16 protein-coding genes are annotated in these 19762 nt (G+C 58.8%); 5 read left to right on the forward strand and 11 right to left on the reverse strand.

Annotated features, from left to right (window positions below):
• The first annotated feature begins 307 nt into the window (after positions 1-307).
• From AACV02_RS00835 to AACV02_RS00845, 3 genes are all read left to right on the forward strand, one after another.
• Entirely contained in the window at positions 308-1891 is a 1584-nt protein-coding gene (locus AACV02_RS00835) for a peptide chain release factor 3 (protein ID WP_106578627.1), read from the forward strand.
• A gap of 256 nt (positions 1892-2147) precedes the next feature.
• Positions 2148-2405 carry a hypothetical protein gene (locus AACV02_RS00840; protein WP_106578628.1) on the forward strand — a complete coding sequence of 86 codons (258 nt, stop codon included), beginning with the start codon at positions 2148-2150 and terminating at the stop codon, positions 2403-2405.
• 97 nt (positions 2406-2502) lie between these two features.
• On the forward strand, positions 2503-2763 hold the full coding sequence (locus AACV02_RS00845) for a hypothetical protein (protein WP_106578629.1): 261 nt from the start codon (positions 2503-2505) through the stop codon (positions 2761-2763).
• A gap of 84 nt (positions 2764-2847) precedes the next feature.
• Here AACV02_RS00845 and AACV02_RS00850 read toward each other — a convergent pair whose 3' ends face one another.
• The 11 genes from AACV02_RS00850 to AACV02_RS00900 form a co-directional block, all read right to left on the reverse strand.
• Positions 2848-3984 carry a hypothetical protein gene (locus AACV02_RS00850; protein WP_119736566.1) on the reverse strand — a complete coding sequence of 379 codons (1137 nt, stop codon included), beginning with the start codon at positions 3982-3984 and terminating at the stop codon, positions 2848-2850.
• A gap of 254 nt (positions 3985-4238) precedes the next feature.
• Positions 4239-5210 (reverse strand): peptide ABC transporter ATP-binding protein, encoded by a 972-nt coding sequence (locus tag AACV02_RS00855; RefSeq protein ID WP_106578631.1) that lies wholly within the window; start codon positions 5208-5210, stop codon positions 4239-4241.
• Complete coding sequence (locus AACV02_RS00860; protein ID WP_106578632.1) at positions 5210-6178, reverse strand: ABC transporter ATP-binding protein; 969 nt, start codon at positions 6176-6178, stop codon at positions 5210-5212. The genes AACV02_RS00855 and AACV02_RS00860 overlap by 1 nt, the downstream gene beginning before the upstream one ends.
• Positions 6179-6188: 10 nt before the next feature.
• The gene (locus AACV02_RS00865) at positions 6189-7100 is read right to left on the reverse strand and encodes an ABC transporter permease subunit (protein WP_106578633.1); all 912 of its coding nucleotides are present in this window, start codon (positions 7098-7100) and stop codon (positions 6189-6191) included.
• Positions 7101-7110: 10 nt separating this feature from the next.
• Positions 7111-8121, reverse strand: coding sequence for an ABC transporter permease subunit (locus AACV02_RS00870; protein WP_106578740.1), 1011 nt, complete (start codon positions 8119-8121; stop codon positions 7111-7113).
• Positions 8122-8197: 76 nt separating this feature from the next.
• The gene (locus AACV02_RS00875) at positions 8198-9796 is read right to left on the reverse strand and encodes an ABC transporter substrate-binding protein (RefSeq protein WP_106578634.1); all 1599 of its coding nucleotides are present in this window, start codon (positions 9794-9796) and stop codon (positions 8198-8200) included.
• Between the two features lie 80 nt (positions 9797-9876).
• The gene (locus AACV02_RS00880) at positions 9877-11271 is read right to left on the reverse strand and encodes an OprD family porin (RefSeq protein WP_106578635.1); all 1395 of its coding nucleotides are present in this window, start codon (positions 11269-11271) and stop codon (positions 9877-9879) included.
• A 170-nt stretch (positions 11272-11441) separates the two neighbouring features.
• Positions 11442-12986 (reverse strand): ABC transporter substrate-binding protein, encoded by a 1545-nt coding sequence (locus tag AACV02_RS00885; protein WP_371924155.1) that lies wholly within the window; start codon positions 12984-12986, stop codon positions 11442-11444.
• 365 nt (positions 12987-13351) lie between these two features.
• Positions 13352-14980 (reverse strand): ABC transporter substrate-binding protein, encoded by a 1629-nt coding sequence (locus AACV02_RS00890; RefSeq protein ID WP_119736569.1) that lies wholly within the window; start codon positions 14978-14980, stop codon positions 13352-13354.
• A 258-nt stretch (positions 14981-15238) separates the two neighbouring features.
• Complete coding sequence (locus tag AACV02_RS00895; RefSeq protein WP_119736571.1) at positions 15239-16840, reverse strand: ABC transporter substrate-binding protein; 1602 nt, start codon at positions 16838-16840, stop codon at positions 15239-15241.
• A 90-nt stretch (positions 16841-16930) separates the two neighbouring features.
• Positions 16931-17647: an SIMPL domain-containing protein gene (locus AACV02_RS00900; RefSeq protein WP_119736574.1), complete on the reverse strand. Its 717-nt coding sequence runs from the start codon at positions 17645-17647 to the stop codon at positions 16931-16933.
• Positions 17648-17865: 218 nt separating this feature from the next.
• Between AACV02_RS00900 and AACV02_RS00905 the strand changes: the two genes are divergently transcribed.
• The gene (locus AACV02_RS00905; RefSeq protein WP_106578640.1) at positions 17866-19128 is read left to right on the forward strand and encodes an ATP-binding protein; all 1263 of its coding nucleotides are present in this window, start codon (positions 17866-17868) and stop codon (positions 19126-19128) included.
• Complete coding sequence (locus AACV02_RS00910) at positions 19121-19681, forward strand: response regulator transcription factor (RefSeq protein WP_003171731.1); 561 nt, start codon at positions 19121-19123, stop codon at positions 19679-19681. Before AACV02_RS00905 ends, AACV02_RS00910 begins: the two co-directional genes overlap by 8 nt.
• Positions 19682-19762 lie beyond the last annotated feature (81 nt).

Genomic DNA, 19762 nt, shown 5'->3' on the forward strand with positions numbered 1-19762 from the left:
CGGCGTCCACATTTCCGAGCGGCAATGCCATTCCTGGCTGTCGGCGAATGTGGTCGCGAAATGCAGCTTGCCAATGCCGGTTAGACGACATGAGGTCAAGCCATGAGCGCAGCCTCGTCAGGCTAACTTGCTGATTTTTCAGCCCCTGGTACGAGTGCGATAGCAGGGGAGTGGACGTCTCTACCTTTTAAAAGGTTCCACACTTGGCAGCATTTAGCCACCCCCAATCGGGTGAACGGTGGTCTGGCTCCCTGGGTTTGCGCTATACTCGCCGCCCTTTTTTGACTCACCTGCCAGGCGATTTCCCATGACCCACCAGGCCGCCGAAGTCGCGAAACGCCGCACTTTCGCCATTATTTCCCACCCCGATGCCGGTAAAACCACCATCACCGAGAAGCTCCTGCTGATGGGCAAGGCAATCGCAGTGGCCGGCACGGTGAAATCCCGCAAATCGGACCGCCATGCCACCTCCGACTGGATGGAAATGGAAAAACAACGGGGTATTTCCATTACCACGTCGGTCATGCAGTTCCCGTATCGCGACCACATGGTCAACCTGCTCGACACCCCGGGCCACGAAGACTTCTCCGAAGATACCTACCGCACCCTGACGGCGGTGGACTCGGCCTTGATGGTCCTCGACGGCGGTAAGGGCGTTGAGCCACGTACCATCGCGCTGATGGACGTTTGCCGCCTGCGAGACACGCCGATCGTCAGCTTCATCAACAAACTCGACCGCGATATCCGCGACCCGATCGAGTTGCTCGATGAAATCGAAGCCGTCCTGAAGATCAAGGCTGCGCCGATCACCTGGCCGATCGGTTGCTACCGCGACTTCAAGGGTGTGTACCACCTGGCCGACGACTACATCATTGTCTACACCGCCGGCCACGGCCACGAGCGCACCGACGTCAAGATCATCGAGAAGCTCGACTCTGACGAAGCCCGCGCCCACCTGGGTGACGAGTACGACCGCTTTGTCGATCAACTGGAACTGGTGCAGGGCGCCTGCCACGCGTTCAACCAGCAGGAATTTCTCGACGGCCAACTGACCCCGGTGTTCTTCGGTACGGCGTTGGGCAACTTCGGTGTCGACCACGTACTCGACGCCGTCGTGAACTGGGCGCCGAAGCCTCTGGCCCGGGTTGCCAATGAGCGCACGGTGGAACCGGTTGAAGAAAAATTCACCGGCTTTGTGTTCAAGATCCAGGCGAACATGGACCCCAAGCACCGCGACCGTATCGCCTTCATGCGTATCTGCTCCGGCAAATACGAAAAAGGCATGAAGATGCGCCACGTGCGCACCGGCAAGGACCTGCGCATCGGCGATGCCCTGACGTTCTTCTCCTCCGAGCGTGAACAGCTCGAAGAAGCCTACGCCGGCGACATCATTGGCTTGCATAACCACGGCACCATCCAGATCGGCGACACCTTCACCGAGGGCGAAGTGCTGGGCTTCACCGGTATCCCGCACTTCGCCCCGGAACTGTTCCGCCGCGTACGCCTGCGCGACCCGCTCAAATCCAAGCAACTGCGCCAGGGCCTGCAGCAATTGGCGGAAGAGGGCGCCACCCAGGTGTTCTTCCCCGAGCGCAGCAACGACATCATCCTCGGCGCCGTCGGCGTGCTGCAGTTCGATGTGGTCGCCAGCCGCCTGAAAGAGGAATACAAGGTTGAATGCTCCTACGAGCCAATCACCGTGTACTCCGCGCGCTGGATCGATTGCAGCGATAAGAAGAAGCTGGAAGAGTTCTCCAACAAGGCTGTGGAAAACCTGGCAGTGGACGGCGGTGGTCACCTGACCTACCTGGCCCCGACCCGGGTGAACCTGGCGTTGATGGAAGAGCGCTGGCCGGATGTGAAATTCCGCGCGACCCGTGAGCACCATTAAGGTCTGAGCGGTACAAAAAGGGCGAAGCTATCATGGCTTCGCCCTTTTTTGTGGGCGCCGATATTCTAAGTGTGGGAGCGGGCTTGCTCGCGAATGCGGTGTATCAGTCAACATATTCAGTGACTGACACTCCGCATTCGCGAGCAAGCCCGCTCCCACATTTTGATCTCCACAAGGCGATGAATTGGCGAGATATCCGCATCCGGTCTAGCGTTTCAAATAATTCACCCATTCACCGACGGATCTGGAGGCTACCTTGCGTATAACTCAACGGGCTATCTGGTTGGTGCTTTTTGGCACCCTGGGTGTGTCCACCGCCTTGGCATGCACCTCGGCGCTGGCCGACACCGGCACGCCCCAATGGAAAGACACCGGCCCGGTGACCAAGAAAAAGCAGAACGAGGTCAACTCCGGCAGTTGGCAACCCCAAGCCCAGCCCGCGCCCAAGGAGGATGCGGAAAACCCCTATAACGAAGGCGAGGACAGCGACACCTACGACGATGGCGACACCTGAAGCCTGGCGCAAACCCGGCATTGGGACTAGCTTCTAACCTGGCGACGGTAAAACGCTGTCGTGCAGGATTCATCTACTGACTGGACGGAAATCGACCATGAGTATTTTTCAACGTGTAGTGCTGTTGATAAAAGTGCTGGTGCTGTTGTCGTTGGGGATGTCGACGGCCTGGGCGCATAACCCGGTGCAGGGCAGTCAGACGGGCTTTTCGGCGGTGCAGACAGCGCAGGGCAAGGGACTGCAACTGGCCAAGTCGGAAGCCGAGCCAGGCGATGAGGACCAAGGCGGTTCCAAGGATGATGACGACCAGCAAGCCCCGGATGACGATGATAGCGATCAAGGTGACAGCGATACCTGAGTCGGCCTGAAGTACAGTCCCACCCGTCAGGTATGCACCGCCTGACGGGAAGGCTGTATACCGTTAAACCCGCCCCCCTTTGAATCATGCGATATCGTTGAAGTAGTCGCTGTTCACTATCTTGTCTATTGAAAGTCCCTTTCCTGGCAGGTAATCGGTACTGCTCGCTGCGGTGAATTTCATATCACTGCTGCCCTTGGTAATGCTGCGCTCACCGGCTGTGGACGTACGGGTGGTGTAGACCGTATTTCGCATCGCCACGTACCCGCTCAAATCATTATTCATTTTGGTAAGACGGTCATTAATCTGACCGGGCGTGAGGTTGAGTTTCTTTTCCAGGCGCACCCCCCATCGCGTCAGGCAAGTTTCTGCAAAGTGACGAACAATCTCGCCGGGTTCGGCATATACCTTTGCACCCTGGTTTCCGTCGGGGGCTGCATTACCCACCAAGGTCGCGTGGCGCCCGGGCATTGGATAGATATGAACATGGGTGTTTGTATCAAAGGTGGGTACGACACAGGCGAATCCGGAGGATCGCTCGTCCCTGGCGTAAAAACCGACGTACTCTTTAACGTTGCTGCCGAGCGTTACTCGACTGCTCTGGAAGTTCAAGAGCCCGGGAACCGGGTCGACAGCGAAGATATTGACCGGCACATTCTTCAAGACGCTGTCATTGAGCATGGCGTTGGCCAGCATGTGGCAGCTGATCCCGCCGCGGCTCCAACCGACCAGGTTGACGCGCGTGGGAATGATCCCGTCTTTTCGAAAGGTCTTGATGATCTGCTCTTGCAACTGTTGCTGCGTTACTTTGCGCGTACCGTAATCGTAAGTGCGCCAATACCAACTGCCGGTGACTTTGACGTCTTCAATTGGAATGCCGGCTTTTTGCAGTTGGGTGTAGTTTTCCTCAGTCAGTTTTTCGCGCTGCCAGGTAAACGTGCCCTTCATGATGTTAACCGCGTGAGCCACATTTTCTTCCCAGCCAGAGCCCAGGGCGGTGCCCTTTAACTGAAGATAATTGCCAGACTCGGAGAACATTTCATCGGCTTGCAAGTTGCCGCTGCCGGGGCCGTCGATAACAATCCATTCGGCAAACTCCTTACTGACGCTTTGAGTGTTTTGCGCCAGCGTGGAAATCAACTCACCGTTCCAATAACTGGCGTGAGTATCGTCAAACTTGGTTGAGCCAGTGCCGCAGAAAAAAACAGTGAATGTTGTCATGAGCGATTACCCGTCCATTGGATAAAGGGGGTGAGCTCATAACAATGCAAAAGGCCGTGGCTGGCTACTGTGAGAACTGACAGGCAGTTAGATTGGTTTCGAATACTGAAGGGGATTTGTTGATCAAATGCGGGTGGTGATCAGCCAAAAAAAAGCCCCTCCCAACAGGCTGATGCGCAACCTGATGGGAAGGGCTTGTAGAACACCTGTCATGCCCTGGCGTTATCGCCAGGGCATTTTTGTTGCATGCAGGCTCAGGCCACGAACTGCTCCGCGTAGTGGCAAGCCACTTGGCGGTTATCCAGCGGCCGCAACAGCGGCTCCTCGCTGCTGCAACGCGCTGTCGCGTACGGGCAGCGCTTGTGGAACGCGCAGCCAGATGGCGGGTTCAGCGGGTTGGGCAGTTCGCCGACGATCTTGATCTTCGGCTTGTTCGGGTCTGGGTGGATGGTCGGGGTGGCCGACAGCAGCGCCTGGGTGTACGGGTGCAGCGGACGAGCGTAGATGTCTTCCTTGGGGCCCACTTCCACCGGGCGGCCGAGGTACATCACCATCACGTCGTCGGCAACGTGTTGCACCACTGCCAAGTTGTGGGAAATGAACACGTAGGCGGTGTTGAATTCCTGCTGCAGGTCCATGAACAGGTTAAGTACCTGGGCCTGGATCGATACGTCGAGTGCCGAGGTCGGTTCATCCGCCACCAGCACTTTAGGTTGCAGCATCATGGCGCGTGCCAGGGCAATACGCTGGCGCTGGCCACCGGAGAACATGTGCGGATAGCGCTGATAATGCTCGGGGCGCAGGCCCACTTGCTTCATCATCGCCTGCACTTTTTCGCGGCGTTCGGCGGCGGACAGGTTGGTGTTGATCAACAGCGGCTCGCCGAGTTGATCACCGACTTTCTGCCGAGGGTTCAGCGAGGCGTACGGGCTCTGGAACACCATCTGCACGTCTTTGCGCAATTGCTTGCGCTGGGCCTTGTCGGCACCGGCGACTTCCTGGCCGGCGATTTTCAACGAGCCGGACGACGGCTCTTCAATCAGCGTCAGCGCGCGGGCCAGGGTGGATTTGCCGCAACCCGACTCGCCTACTACGGCGAGGGTCTTGCCAGCTTCCAGTTCAAACGACACACCATTAAGCGCGCGTACCAGCGCGTGGCCCTTGAACAGGCCACGGGAGACTTCGTAGTGACGGGTCAGGTCGCGGGCGGTAAGAACGACGGCCATTACGCCACCTCCTGGTTCAAGGGGTAGAAGCAGCGCGCGAGGCTGTTGCTTTTCGGGTCAAGGCCAGGCCGCTGGGCACGGCAGGATTCCTGCACATACGGGCAACGTGGCGACAGCAGGCAACCCTGCGGGCGGTCATAACGACCGGGAACGATACCCGGCAGCGTGGCCAGGCGCGTGGCGCCCAGGCTGTGCTCGGGGATCGCCTTGAGCAGCGCTTCGCTGTACGGGTGCGCCGGGATGTCGAACAGTTGCGGCACCTGGCCGACTTCCACGGCCTGGCCGGCGTACATCACGCACACGCGCTGTGCGGTTTCAGCCACCACGGCCAGGTCGTGGGTGATCAGCACCAGGCCCATGTTCTGCTCTTTCTGCAGGGCCAGCAGCAGCTCCATGATCTGCGCCTGAATGGTCACGTCCAGCGCAGTGGTCGGTTCGTCAGCGATCAGCAGTTTCGGCTCGCCGGCAATTGCCATGGCGATTGCGACACGCTGGCTCATACCACCGGACAGTTGGTGCGGGTAGGCATCCATACGGCTGGCCGCGCCCGGAATTTCCACTTTTTCGAGCAGTTCGATCGCACGTTTGCGCGCTTGCTTGCCGGACATTTTCAGGTGCAGGCGCAGCACTTCTTCGATCTGGAAACCCACGGTGTAGCTGGGGTTCAGCGCGGTCATCGGGTCCTGGAACACCATCGCCAGGTCTTTGCCGACGATTTGGCGGCGCTGACGGTTGCTCAGCTTGAGCATGTCTTTGCCATCAAAGTTCAGGGCGTCGGCGGTGACGATGCCCGGGTGCTCGATCAGGCCCATCAGCGCCATCATGGTCACGGATTTACCCGAGCCCGACTCGCCAACGATCGCCAGTACTTCGCCTTTGTCGACGGAAATGTCGAGGCCATCGACCACCGGCACGGCGGTCGCGTCGCCAAAGCGTACGTTGAGATTCTTGATTTCTAACAGTGACATGGGAATCTCCTCAGGCGGCGTTCTTGAGTTTCGGGTCCAGCGCATCGCGCAGGCCGTCACCCATCAAGTTGATTGCCAGCACGCTGAGCAAAATGGTCAAACCCGGCAGGCTCACGACCCACCAGGCGCGTTCGATGTAGTCACGGGCCGAAGCCAGCATGGTGCCCCACTCAGGGGTTGGCGGTTGTACGCCAAGGCCAAGGAAGCCCAGGGCCGCGGCATCGAGAATCGCCGAGGAGAAGCTCAAGGTGGCCTGTACGATCAGCGGCGCCATGCAGTTGGGCAGCACGGTGATGAACATCAGGCGTGGCAGGCCGGCGCCAGCGAGGCGGGCGGCCGTCACGTAGTCGCGGTTCAGTTCGCCCATCACCGCAGCGCGGGTCAGACGCACATACGAGGGCAGCGACACGATCGCAATGGCGATCACGGTGTTGATCAGGCCAGGGCCGAGGATTGCGACAATGGCGACAGCCAGCAGCAACGACGGCAGGGCCAGCATGATGTCCATCAAGCGCATGATGGTTGGGCCGAGCATGCGCGGGAAGAACCCGGCGAACAGGCCCAGCAGGATGCCCGGGATCAGCGACATCACGACCGACGACAAGCCGATCAGCAAGGACAGGCGCGAACCCTGGATCAGGCGCGAGAGCAGGTCACGGCCCAGTTCGTCGGTGCCGAGCAGGAACTGCATCTGCCCGCCCTCCAGCCAGGCTGGAGGGGTGAGCAGGAAGTCGCGGTATTGCTCGCTTGGGTTATGCGGCGCAACCCAAGGGGCGAAGATCGCGCAAAACACCACCAGCAACATGAACAGCAGGCCGGCAACGGCGCCTTTGTTCTTGGAAAAGGCTTGCCAGAATTCTTTGTACGGGGACGGGTACAGCAGGCTTTGATCGACTGCTACCGCGGAAGTAGGTGTGGTCATGGTCATGATCTCAGCGCTGGTGACGGATGCGTGGGTTGGCGAAGCCGTAGAGGATATCCACCACGAAGTTCACCAGAATCACCAGGCAGGCGATTAACAGGATGCCGTTTTGCACCACGGGATAGTCCCGAGCGCCAATGGCTTCGATCAGCCATTTGCCGATGCCGGGCCACGAGAAGATGGTTTCGGTCAGGACCGCACCGGCCAGCAGCGTGCCCACTTGCAGGCCGACCACGGTGAGTACCGGGATCAGCGCGTTACGCAGGCCGTGGACGAATACCACGCGCGCCGGCGACAGGCCTTTGGCCTTGGCGGTACGGATGTAGTCTTCGCGCAGGACTTCGAGCATCGACGAACGGGTCATCCGCGCGATCACCGCCAGCGGGATGGTGCCGAGCACGATGGCCGGCAGGATCAAGTGGTGCAGGGCGTCGAAGAACGCATCGGGCTCGTCAGCCAGCAGCGTGTCGATCAGCATGAAGCCGGTGCGCGGCTCGATGTCGTAGAGCAGGTCGATACGCCCGGAAACCGGGGTCCAGCCCAGGCTGACCGAGAAGAACATGATCAGGATCAGGCCCCACCAGAAGATCGGCATCGAATATCCCGCGAGGGAGATGCCCATCACCCCATGGTCGAACAGGGATCCTCGTTTCAAGGCCGCGATCACCCCGGCCAACAGGCCCAGGACACCGGCGAACAACAGGGCGGCCATGGACAGTTCCAGGGTCGCAGGGAAGAGGGCGGTGAATTCGGTCCACACGCTGGTGCGCGTGCGCAGTGACTCACCGAGGTCGCCGTGGGCGAGTTTGCCTACGTAGTCCAGGTATTGCGCGTACAGCGGCTTGTTAAGGCCGAGGCGTTCCATTGCCTGTGCGTGCATCTCGGGGTCGACTCGTCGTTCGCCCATCATGACTTCGACAGGGTCGCCGGGGATCATGCGAATCAACGCAAACGTCAGCAACGTGATGCCGAAAAACGTGGGGATCAATAACCCCAATCGGCGGGCAATAAAACTAAACATCTTGTTGTGTACCTCAATCAGCCGGTTAGGCAGGTTCGGCACCGTCAATGGCGACGGTGCCGAGCGTCTTCTCTTATTACTTCACCTGGGTGGTGGCGAAGTTATTGGTCGTCAGAGGGCTTTGGGTATAACCCTCGACGTTTTTGCGCATGGCGGTGAACATTTTCGGGTAAGCCATGGGAATCCACGGTTGATCCTTCTCGAAAACGTCCAGTGCTTGTTCATAGAGTGCAGCGCGCTGGGCCGGTTCAGCGATAGCGCGTGCCTTGTCGATCAAGTCTTGAAACTCTTTGTTACACCAGCGGGCGTAGTTTTCGCCGTTTTTGGCTGCATCGCAACTCAGGTTTGGTGTGAGGAAGTTATCCGGGTCCCCGTTATCCCCCGCCCAACCGGCGGACACCATGTCGTGCTCACCGTTTTTGGCGCGCTTGAGCATTTCGCCCCATTCCATGACCTTGATGTTCACTTTCAGGCCGATCTGCGCCAGATCCGCCTGCATGCGCTGGGCGCCGAGCATCGGGTTGGGGTTGGTCGGGCCGCCGCCGTTACGGGTGAACAGGGTGAACTCAGTGCCTTCCGGCACGCCGGCTTCCTTGAGCAGGGCGCGGGCCTTGTCCAGGTCGCGCGGTGGGTTTTTCAGCTTGTCGCTAAAGCCCAGCAGCGTTGGCGGGTACGGGCCGGTGGCGTCGACAGCGTTGCCTTTGCCGTACAGGGACTCGTTGTAGCCTTTTTTGTCGAACGCGATGTTGATCGCGTGGCGCACGCGCGCGTCGCTCATGTACTTGTGGGTGGTGTTCAAGGCGGTGTAGCTGGTGGTCATCGCCGCCAGTTCCGCGACTTTCAGGTTGGGATCAGCCTTGGCGCTCGGCACATCATCGGGCTTGGGGTACAGCGCGATCTGGCATTCGTTGGCCTTGAGCTTTTGCAGGCGCACGTTGCTGTCGGTAGTGATGGCCAGGATCAACGGGTCAGCCGGCGGCTTGCCACGGAAGTAGTCCGGGTTGGCCTTGAAGCGCACCTGGGCGTCTTTGGCGTAACGGTTGAAGATGAACGGGCCGGTGCCGATGGGCTTGGCGTTCAGGTCATCGGTCTTGCCGGACTTGAGCAACTGGTCGGCGTATTCGGCGGAGTGAATCGAGGAAAACGCCATGGCCAGGTCGGACAGGAACGGTGCTTCAGGACGGGTCAGGGTGAAGACCACGGTGTGGTCATCGGTCTTCTCTACGCTCTTGAGCAGTTCCTTGAAGCCCATGCTTTCAAAGTACGGGTAGCCCACGTTGGACTTGTTGTGCCACGGGTGATTCGGGTCCAGCTGGCGCTGGAAGCTCCAAAGCACGTCGTCGGCATTCATGTTGCGCGTGGGTTTGAAGTAATCGGTGGTGTGGAACTTGATGTCGTCACGCAGGTGGAACGTGTAGGTCAGGCCATCGGCGCTGATTTCCGGCAGGTCTTTGGCCAGGGCAGGCACGACTTCGGTGGTGCCGGGCTTGAAGTCCACCAGGCGGTTGAACATGGTTTCTGCCGCGGCGTCAGCGGTGACGGCGGTGGTGTACAGGACCGGGTCAAAACCTTCCGGGCTGGCTTCGGTGCAGACCACCAACGGTTTGGCCGAAACGCCGATCGCAACGCTCAATAGCGCAGCGGCAATGGCAGCTTGTAACGGGAGCATTTTCATTCAGAGCCCTCTGCAATCGAGTGAACCAGACAAGCGTAGACAGCGGGCCCGTCCTGAGCCCGCCGTTTACCTGGCGCTAATTAAAGAATGTTGAACGGGATGGTGGTGACCAGGCGGAACTCACGCAGGTTGCCGTCAGCCTGGTTGGCGCTGGCGCGGTGAGTCACGTAGGTACCACGAATGGTGGTGGCCTTGAGTGCACCGCTCTGGATGGCGTACGAAGTACCTACGCCGTATTCCTGGTGTTTCTCGCCGTCTTGGGTCTGGATACCGTTGTAAGCAAAGCCTTTCACGCCGCCGTCGCCGGTGTAGTGAGTGCCGTCGATGCCCCAGCCGCGAGCCGAGTAGATGTTGAACTTCAGGCCTGGCACGCCGTATTCGGCCATGTTGATGCCGTAGGCGATCTGGAACGATTTCTCGTTCGGGCCGTTGAAGTCGGACGTCAGGGAGTTGGCCAGGTAGATGCCGTTGGTTTCGTGCAGGTAGTCGAAGTACTCGTTACCGTTCACTTCCTGGTACGAGAAGGTCAGGCTGTGAGCCTGGTGAGTCAGGCCGAGCGACAGCGAGTAAGTGTCGTTGTCGATCTTGCCCATCAACTTTTTGCCTTCGTCGACGGTTTTGTAGTAGTTCAGGCCAGTGGTCAGGCTCAGTTGCTGGCTGTCACCCAGTTCATGGGTTGCGCCGAAGTAGTACTGGTTCCAGAAGTCTTTGACTTGAGCGCCGAAGAAGCTGGTTTTCAGGCTCTTGAACGGCTGGTAGTTCACACCGGCGGTGTAGACGTGATCCGCTTCCTGGCCATTGCCGTATTCGCTGCGGAATTTCGACAGGCTCTGTTCGGTACGTGGCGACACGCGGTCGAAGTAAGCGCCCTGGAACGACAGGTTGCTGAACTCTTCGCTGTTGAGGGCAAAACCTTCAAAGCTCGACGGCAGTGCGCGGTTGCCGATGGTGTCGATAATGCCGCTGCTGAAGTTCTGGCGACCGGCGGTCAAGGTGGTGTTGGACACACGGAACTTGACGTTGGCCAGGCCCAGTTTGCTCCACTGGCCTACGGCATCGCCGTCGGAGTCGGCCAGGGTACGGTTGGAACCGCCCTTGATGTCACGCTTGCTCTGGTCGAGCGCGATGACGTTGTAACCCGCTACTTCGGTTGCTACCCCAACAGTGCCTTGGGTGAAGCCCGAGGAGTAGTTAAGGATGGTGCCTTGCAGCCAGTTGGTACGGTAGGCGTCGGTGCGAGCCTCGCCGTGCTTCTGGTAAGTGAACTTGCTACCACGGAAACGCTGCTCGTTGGAAAACCAGTTACGGGTAGTACCGCCCAGGCTTTGACCGTCGATAAAGCCTTTGGCCTCGCTTTGGGCGCTGGTGCCGGCCAATGTGGTCGGAACGAAGTCCTGGCTCTGGGTTTCAGCGAAGGCGGTCGCCGTGATGCTGCTGATGGCCAGGGCCAGAAGCGCTTTGCTGCTCAGTTTCATGGGTGGAGCTCCTTTGGTTCTCTTTTTAATGCCGGTCTTTTTAGGTGAACCGGCTATTGGGTGTGTAACTCGTTCAAGCCTTTGCAAACGTTTGCCGTAGGAAATTTCCCAACAAAAGGCTGCACGTTTGCCAGGGAGCCAACATCGCTCCCTGCAATCCGGTTATTTTTTTATGGGTTGATACTGACGCCCGAGAACACGTTGCGGCCGAAGGGGCTCACTTTAAAACCTTCGACTTTGGCGCTTAACGGCTGGTTGACCGTCGAGTGGGCGACGGGCGTGATCGGCACCTGCTGCTTGAGCAGTTGCTGCGCCTGTTTGTACAGAACAGTCCTTTGTTCGCGGTCGGTCACGACCTTGGCTTGCTTGATCAGCTTGTCGTACGCCGGGTCACACCACATCGAGTAGTTGTTCCCGCCGATGGCGTCGCAGCTGTAAAGAGTGCCCAGCCAGTTGTCCGGGTCACCGTTGTCGCCGGTCCAGCCGATCAGGCTGATGTCGTGCTCACCGTTCTTGGTGCGCTTGATGTACTCGCCCCATTCGTAGCTGACGATCTTGACCTTGAGGCCGATCTTGGCCCAATCGCTTTGCAGCATTTCGGCCATCAGCTTGGCATTGGGGTTGTAAGGCCGTTGCACCGGCATCGCCCACAGGGTGATCTCGGTACCTTCCTTGACGCCGGCGGCCTTGAGCAATTCCTTGGCTTTTTCCGGGTTGTAGGCAGCGTCCTTGATGGTGTCGTCGTAGGACCACTGGGTCGGCGGCATGGCGTTGACTGCCAGTTGGCCGGCGCCCTGGTACACGGCGTTGAGGATGCTTTGCTTGTTCACCGCCATGTCCAGCGCCTGACGCACTTCGAGCTGGTCGAAGGGTTTGTGGCGCACGTTGTAGGCGATGTAACCCAGGTTGAAGCCGGGTTTGGTCAGCAGTTGCAGGTTCGGGTCGGCCTTGAGGGCGTCGACGTCGGCCGGGCGCGGGTGCAGCGTGATCTGGCATTCACCGGCCTTGAGCTTCTGTACCCGCACCGACGCATCGGTGTTGATGGCGAAGATCAGTTGGTCCAGCTTGACCCGGCTTGGGTCCCAGTACTGTTTGTTACCCACGTAACGGATCTGCGAGTCTTTCTGATAACGCTGGAACACAAACGGACCAGTGCCAATCGGCTTCTGGTTGATGTCGCTGGGCTTGCCTTCCTTGAGCAACTGCTCGGCGTACTCGGCCGACAGAATCGAGGCAAAGCTCATGGCGATATTTTGAACGAACGCAGCGTCGACCGTATTCAAAGTCATCACCACGGTGTGCGGGTCGGTTTTCTCGACCTTGGCAATGTTCTTGTTCAGGCTCATCCCGTTGAAGTACGGAAACTCGGTGGGGTAGGCCTTGCGAAACGGGTGGTCGGGGTCAAGCATGCGGTTGAAGGTGAACAGCACGTCGTCGGCGTTGAAGTCGCGCGTCGGCTTGAATTCCTTGTTGCTGTGGAATTTCACCCCTTCACGCAAGTGAAAGGTGTAGGTCAGGCCGTCTTCGGAAATATCCCACTTGGTTGCCAACCCAGGTACCACATTGGTCGCGCCTTTTTCGAACTCAACCAAGCGGTTGTACAGCGGCTCGGCCGCATCGTTGTCGGTGGCGGTGGTGTACTGCGCGGTGTCAAACCCGGCCGGGCTGCCTTCAGAGCAGAACACTAGGCTCTTCTTGTCGGCGGCTTGGCCCATCGTGGCCACAGCCAGCAGGCTGGTGCCAAAAATTGCGGATAGAACAGTGGTATGGCGCATGACGATCCCGATCCTTGTTTGTAGTTGTCATCAGCGAGCAATCACCCAGGCTCGAAGCCTGGGAGACATCACTGATCCCACATACGGCAGGTGCCTTTCCGATATTGGTGCCTCTGCTGTCGTACGACGGTATGGGCCGTAGACTTCGCAGTAAATGCGCCAAAACGGATTGACCTTGTAGGCAACAGACGCACCTATCGCAGTTCGTTGCCGTAGGACGGTAACGGTTGCAAAGGTGGTCTGATTCCTACGGTCCAGGCGGATGCAATAACGGCGACGTTATGAAACGTCGCCGTTATTAATCCTTACTTGCCGCTTACGCTCACGCCGTAGAAGGAGTTCAAGCCAAACGGGCTGATCTTGAAGTCCTGCACGGTGTTGCGCATGGGTTGATACACCGTCGAGTGCGCGATAGGTGTGTAAGGCAATTCATGTTTCAGGAGTTGTTGCGCCTGCTTGTACAGTTCGGTGCGCTTGGCCACATCAGTGGTCGACTTGGCCTGACTGATCAGGTCGTCATACTGCTTGTTGGTGAACTTGGAGAAGTTGTTACCGTTCAAGGCCGAGGAGGCAAAGAGGGTACCCAACCAGTTGTCCGGGTCACCATTGTCACCGCTCCAGCCGATGATCATCGCCTGGTTCTCGCCGCCTTTGGAGCGCTTGATGTACTCGCCCCACTCGTAGCTGACGATGTTGACCTTCAGGCCGATCTGTTTCCAGTCGCTCTGCAGCATCTCAGCCATCAGTTTGGCGTTCGGGTTGTACGGACGCTGAACCGGCATGGCCCACAAGGTGATCTCGGTGCCTTCCTGGATACCGGCTTCCTTGAGCAGTTCCTTGGCTTTGGCCGGGTCGTACTTGGCGTCTTTGATGGTGGTGTCATACGACCATTGGGTCGGCGGCATGGCGTTGACGGCCAGTTGTCCTGCGCCCTGATACACGGAGTCGATGATCTGCTGCTTGTTGACCGACATGTCCAGCGCCTGGCGAACCCGCAGGTCTGCCAATGGGTTTGGCGTGGTCTGGCCCTTGAGCACAGGCATGACGTTGTAAGCGATATAACCCAGGTTGAAACCCGCCTGGTGCGGCATCTTCATGTCCTTGTCCGCTTCCAGTGGCTTGATGTCCGCTGGGCGAGGATAGGCCGTGATCTGGCACTCATTCTTCTTGAGTTTTTGAATGCGTACCGAGGCGTCAGTGGAGATCGAGAAGATCAGGTTATCAACCTTGACGTCTTCAGGCTTCCAGTAGTCCTTGTTGCCGGTAAAGCGGATGTTGGAGTCTTTCTGGTAGCTCTTGAAGACGAACGGACCGGTGCCGATTGGCTTCTGGTTGATGTCGCTGGCTTTGCCTTCCTTCAACAGCTGGGCAGCGTATTCGGCCGACTGGATCGACGCGAAACTCATTGCCAGGTTCTGGATGAAAGCCGCGTCCACGGTGCCAAGGGTGAACTTGACGGTGTGGTCATCGACTTTTTCGATGTTCTTGATGTTCTTGTCCATTTCCATGTCCGAGAAGTACGGGAACTCGGTTGGATAGGCTTTACGGAACGGATCGTCCTTGTTGATCATGCGATTGAACGTGAACAGCACGTCATCGGCATTGAATTCACGAGTCGGCTTGAAGTACGGGGTGGTGTGGAACTTGACGCCTTCACGAAGGTGGAAGGTATACGTCAGGCCATCCGGGGAAACGTCCCAACTGGTGGCCAGGCCAGGAACAACGGCGGTGCCGCCACGTTCAAATTGGCTCAGGCGGTTGAACACGGTTTCGGCCGAGGCATCGAAGTCTGTTCCGGTGGTGTACTGGCCTGGGTCAAAACCGGCCGGGCTCCCTTCGGAGCAGAACACCAGGTTAGTCGCCGCTTGGGCGAAAGGGGCTGCGGCCATAAGGCCAGCGCTAACTAAAAGCGGAAGGACTGCGTGTTTAAGCATGTTGGCCTCATGATTTGTTGTCATTTTTGGTGTTGAGGGCGACCTCGTGAGTCGGCCTGCGGATACTTATGCAGGGGCCATACCCATTGCAAGATGCTGAACCGTCGTGAGGGCCAAACAGTGGTACGAACGTACAGGAATGTCGCATTTATGAAAGTTTGTACATAAATGCATATATATAGAGGGTTTTTTCGGTGCATTTGACGCACCAAAAAAGCCCAACCGAGGCGTCTGGCGCACTCGGTTGGGGCGCAGCTGTTACTTATCTAGACTGACACCATAAAACGGCGTCAGGCCAAAAGGACTGATCTTGAAGTCCTGCACTTCTTTTCGAATTGGCTGGAAAACCGTCGAGTTTGCGATAGGCGTTATAGGTACTTGTTCCTTAAGTATTTTTTGTGCCTGTTGATACCACTTGATGCGCTGGTCGCGGTCACTGCTGACTTTGGCTTGCTGCACAAGCTTGTCGTAGGCCGGGTTACACCATTTGGCGTAGTTGCTGCCTTTGACCGCGGCACAACTGTAGAGCACGCCGAGCCAGTTATCCGGGTCGCCGTTGTCCCCGGTCCAGCCGTAAATCATCGCGTCATGTTCGCCATTTTTCGCGCGTTTGATGTATTCGCCCCATTCGTAGCTGACTATGTTGGCTTTGATACCCACCTTTTCCCAATCCTGCTGAATCATCTGCGCCGACATTCGCGCGTTTGGATTGGAGGCGCGCTGCACGGTCATCGCCCAAAGATTGATGGTGGTACCTGGTGCAACCCCTGCTTCTTTTAGTAGCGCCCGCGCCTTGGTCGGGTCGTAGGGAGCGTCCTTGATGGTGGGGTCATAAGACCACTGTGCGGGTGGCAATGCGTTCTGCGCCAATTGCCCGGCGCTCTGGTACACGGCCTTGATAATCGCCGGTTTGTCGATGGCCATATCCAGGGCCTGGCGCACTTTGAGTTGGTCAAGCGGCGGGTGAGTCACGTTGTAAGCAAGAAAGCCCAGGTTGAAACCGGCTTGTTGCAGCACGCGCAGGTGAGGGTCCTGTTTCATCACTTCGATATCGGCCGGGCGTGGGTAACCGCTGACCTGGCATTCGCCGGCCTTGAGCTTCTGCAAGCGCGAAGCAGCGTCCGGAGTGATGGCAAACACCAGGTTGTCGAGCTTCACATCCTCGGGTTTCCAATACTGTTTATTGGCGACGTAACGGATCTGCGAGTCTTTCTGGTAGCGCTTGAACACAAACGGCCCGGTGCCGACGGGTTTCTGGTTGATGTCTTCAGCCTTGCCCTCTTTCAACAGCTGGGCGGCGTATTCGGCTGACTGCACCGAGGCAAAACTCATGGCCAGGTTCTGCACGAACGAAGCATCGACATTATTCAGGTTGAAACGCACGGTGTGATCGTCGAGTTTTTCGACGTTTTTGATCGTGGTGTTCAACCCCATGTCGGTGAAGTACGGCGACTCGGACGGGTAAGCCTTACGAAATGGGCTGTCGGCATCCAGCAGGCGGTTGAAGGTAAACAGCACGTCATCCGCGTTGAAGTCGCGGGTAGGGATGAAGTAGTCGGTGGTGTGGAACTTGACGCCATCGCGCAGATGGAAGGTGTAGCTCAGGCCGTCATTGGATACCTCCCAGCGCGTTGCCAGGCCGGGTTCGACTTCGGTGCCGCCACGCTTGAACTGGGTCAAGCGGTTGAACACGGTTTCGGCGGAGGCATCAAAATCGGTGCCGCTGGTGTACTGACTGGGGTCGAAGCCGGCAGGGCTGGCTTCAGAGCAGTAGACCAGGGTGCTGGCCGCCTGGGCCATCGGCATGAACGCCAGCAGGCTTGCGGCCAGGAGTAGCGGTTTGAAAGCGGTTCTTTCCATGGAAACTCCTGAAGTGGCAGGCCTATACAGCCGCCCAAACGAAAACGGCGGCAACCGAGGTTACCGCCGTTCAGGTTTGTCAGGTAGAGGTCACTGCATCTGTACTTCGATCACGCCGTCTGCGCTCATGTTGACCTGGCTGGTGCCGGCTTCCACTTGCGGGGTAGGTGCCGAATCCGCCATGGCCGCTTTCATCATCATCCCGCCGTTGCGGGTGTAAGGCATTGGGTAGCCATTGGTGTTGAAGTTCAGGTTGACGATCTTGTAGCCCTTGCCGCCCAGTGCATCGGTGGCCAGTTGCGCACGCGCCTTGAAGGCGGCGACCGCGTCTTTAAGCAGTGCATCTTCGCTGGACTTGCGCGTGGCGTCGGCAATGGCGAAGTCCATGTTTTCCATTTTCAGGGTGTTCAGCAAATCGCCGGTGAGCTTGGACAGCGCCGGGAAATCCGCGCTTTCCAGGCGCAGTTCGGCACGCTCGCGCCAGCCGGTGATCTTCTGGTTCTTGTTGTCGTAGATCGGGTAGCTGTTGCGGCTGCCCTGGCGCAGGGTCACGCCTTTGACTTCGCGAGCTTCGCCCAGGGCCTTGTTCAGGGTGGTGGTGATTTCGGCGGCGAGCTTGGCCGGGTCGGTGTTTTGTGACTCGGTATAAAGGGTGACGATCATCTTGTCGCGAGCCACTTCCTGGCTGACTTCGGCACGCAGGGAGATCTGGTTGTAATGCAGTTCATCGGCGGCCATGGCCGGCAGGCTGGCCAGGGCGCTGGCGCTGAGAGTGAGGACAGCTGCGCTGCGAGTGAAACGAGACATGGAAGCTCCTTGGGATGGTCGTGTTGGGATAGCCGTGTTCGGTAAGACTGTAGACGGTGCTATCGGGTTCTTCGGGTTTACACATTCGCTACAAGTGGCCGAGTGCCGACGAACGGTCATCTGCCCGGCCTGCGTCAAAGAGCCACACGCGCCGTGCCAGCGGGTCTGCTTCGTTTATACTCCTGCCGATCCGCCTGCAGCGCTCACCGGGAGAGCTCATGCTCGCCGCCGTAAAACTGACTTCCGCCACCCGCCAGAACCTCTGGCGCCTGACGTTCATTCGTACCTTGGTACTGGCCGCACAGGCCGGCTCCGTCGGGCTCGCGTATTGGTTCGACCTGCTGCCGCTGCCGTGGCTGCAGTTGGCCGTGACCCTGGGTTTTTCCATCGTGCTGTGTGTGTTCACCGCCATTCGGCTGCGCACCACGTGGCCGGTGACAGAGCTGGAATACGCGCTGCAGTTGGCCTGCGACCTGTTCATCCACAGTGTGTTGCTTTATTTCTCCGGTGGTTCCACCAACCCGTTCGTTTCTTACTACCTGGTGCCGCTGACCATTGCCGCCGTGACGTTGCCATGGCGCTATTCGGTGGTGCTGTCGGGCATCGCGCTGACGCTGTACACCCTGCTGTTGGCGCAGTTTTACCCCCTCAAGACCTTCCCTATCGCCCGGGAAAATCTGCAGATCTACGGGATGTGGCTGAGCTTTGCGCTGTCCGCTGCGGTTATCACGTTTTTCGCCGCGCGCATGGCCGAAGAGCTGCGCCGTCAGGAAGAACTGCGCGCCATTCGCCGTGAAGAAGGCCTGCGTGACCAGCAGTTGCTGGCCGTCGCCACCCAGGCCGCCGGCGCGGCCCATGAGTTGGGCACACCGCTGGCGACCATGAGCGTACTGCTCAAGGAAATGACCCAGGACCATCACGACCCGGCGCTGCAAGACGACCTGAGCGTGTTGCAGGAACAGGTCAAGCAGTGCAAGCAGACCTTGCAGCAACTGGTACGCGCCGCCGAGGCCAATCGCCGCCTGGCGGTGGAGATGCAGGACGTGACCCAGTGGCTCGACGAAGCCCTGAATCGCTGGCACCTGATGCGCCCCGAAGCCAGTTACCGTTTCAACCTGCTGGGCCAGGGCAGCGTGCCGCGCATGGCACCGCCGCCAGACCTGACGCAGGCGTTGCTCAACCTGCTGAACAACGCCGCCGATGCCTGCCCTGAAGGGTTGGGCGTGCAGTTGGACTGGGACGCGGAAAACGTGACCATCAGCATTCGTGACCACGGCGCGGGCGTGCCGTTGGCCATTGCCGAGCAGATCGGCAAACCCTTCTTTACCACCAAGGGCAAAGGCTTCGGCCTCGGCCTGTTTTTGAGCAAGGCCAGCGTGACCCGCGCGGGCGGCTCAGTGAAGCTCTATAGTCATGAGGAAGGTGGCACGCTCACCGAGCTGCGCCTGCCCCGTGTCGCACGAGGAGATATCGATGAGTGACGAGATCCAAGTCGAAGGCGAAGAACTGCCGCACCTGCTGCTGGTAGATGACGACGCCACCTTTACCCGCGTGATGGCGCGCGCCATGAGCCGCCGTGGTTTTCGCGTGAGCACCGCAGGCTCGGCCGAAGAAGGCCTGACCATCGCCCAGGCCGATTTGCCGGACTACGCCGCGCTCGACCTGAAAATGGACGGCGACTCCGGCCTGGTGCTGCTGCCCAAGTTGCTGGAACTCGACCCCGAAATGCGCGTGGTGATCCTCACCGGTTACTCGAGCATCGCCACCGCCGTCGAGGCTATCAAGCGCGGTGCCTGCAATTATCTGTGCAAGCCGGCGGACGCCGACGACGTGCTGGCCGCGTTGCTCTCCGAGCATGCCGACCTCGACACCCTGGTGCCGGAAAACCCGATGTCGGTGGACCGTCTGCAGTGGGAGCACATCCAGCGTGTGCTGACCGAGCACGAAGGCAATATCTCCGCCACTGCCCGCGCCCTGGGCATGCACCGGCGTACTCTGCAACGCAAGCTGCAGAAGCGCCCGGTACGGCGCTGAACAAAGTCTGAACAATCTGCTTCAGGCTGCACGGAGCCCTGAACCGATCGTCTATGATCGGTTCAAACGCCTGTCACTTTT

It is taken from the genome of Pseudomonas sp. Larv2_ips (assembly GCF_963879675.1).
Classification (GTDB): Bacteria; Pseudomonadota; Gammaproteobacteria; order Pseudomonadales; family Pseudomonadaceae; genus Aquipseudomonas.

Excerpts from the sequence above, each read along its gene's own strand:
- AACV02_RS00835 (WP_106578627.1), top strand. The coding sequence starts at position 308 with ATGACCCACCAGGCCGCCGAAGTCGCGAAACGCCGCACTTTCGCCATT.
- AACV02_RS00845 (WP_106578629.1), top strand. The coding sequence starts at position 2,503 with ATGAGTATTTTTCAACGTGTAGTGCTGTTGATAAAAGTGCTGGTGCTG.
- AACV02_RS00850 (WP_119736566.1), bottom strand. The coding sequence starts at position 3,984 with ATGACAACATTCACTGTTTTTTTCTGCGGCACTGGCTCAACCAAGTTT.
- AACV02_RS00855 (WP_106578631.1), bottom strand. The coding sequence starts at position 5,210 with ATGGCCGTCGTTCTTACCGCCCGCGACCTGACCCGTCACTACGAAGTC.
- AACV02_RS00860 (WP_106578632.1), bottom strand. The coding sequence starts at position 6,178 with ATGTCACTGTTAGAAATCAAGAATCTCAACGTACGCTTTGGCGACGCG.
- AACV02_RS00865 (WP_106578633.1), bottom strand. The coding sequence starts at position 7,100 with ATGACCACACCTACTTCCGCGGTAGCAGTCGATCAAAGCCTGCTGTAC.
- AACV02_RS00870 (WP_106578740.1), bottom strand. The coding sequence starts at position 8,121 with ATGTTTAGTTTTATTGCCCGCCGATTGGGGTTATTGATCCCCACGTTT.
- AACV02_RS00875 (WP_106578634.1), bottom strand. The coding sequence starts at position 9,796 with ATGAAAATGCTCCCGTTACAAGCTGCCATTGCCGCTGCGCTATTGAGC.
- AACV02_RS00880 (WP_106578635.1), bottom strand. The coding sequence starts at position 11,271 with ATGAAACTGAGCAGCAAAGCGCTTCTGGCCCTGGCCATCAGCAGCATC.
- AACV02_RS00885 (WP_371924155.1), bottom strand. The coding sequence starts at position 12,986 with ATGGGCCAAGCCGCCGACAAGAAGAGCCTAGTGTTCTGCTCTGAAGGC.
- AACV02_RS00890 (WP_119736569.1), bottom strand. The coding sequence starts at position 14,980 with ATGCTTAAACACGCAGTCCTTCCGCTTTTAGTTAGCGCTGGCCTTATG.
- AACV02_RS00895 (WP_119736571.1), bottom strand. The coding sequence starts at position 16,840 with ATGGAAAGAACCGCTTTCAAACCGCTACTCCTGGCCGCAAGCCTGCTG.
- AACV02_RS00900 (WP_119736574.1), bottom strand. The coding sequence starts at position 17,647 with ATGTCTCGTTTCACTCGCAGCGCAGCTGTCCTCACTCTCAGCGCCAGC.
- AACV02_RS00905 (WP_106578640.1), top strand. The coding sequence starts at position 17,866 with ATGCTCGCCGCCGTAAAACTGACTTCCGCCACCCGCCAGAACCTCTGG.
- AACV02_RS00910 (WP_003171731.1), top strand. The coding sequence starts at position 19,121 with ATGAGTGACGAGATCCAAGTCGAAGGCGAAGAACTGCCGCACCTGCTG.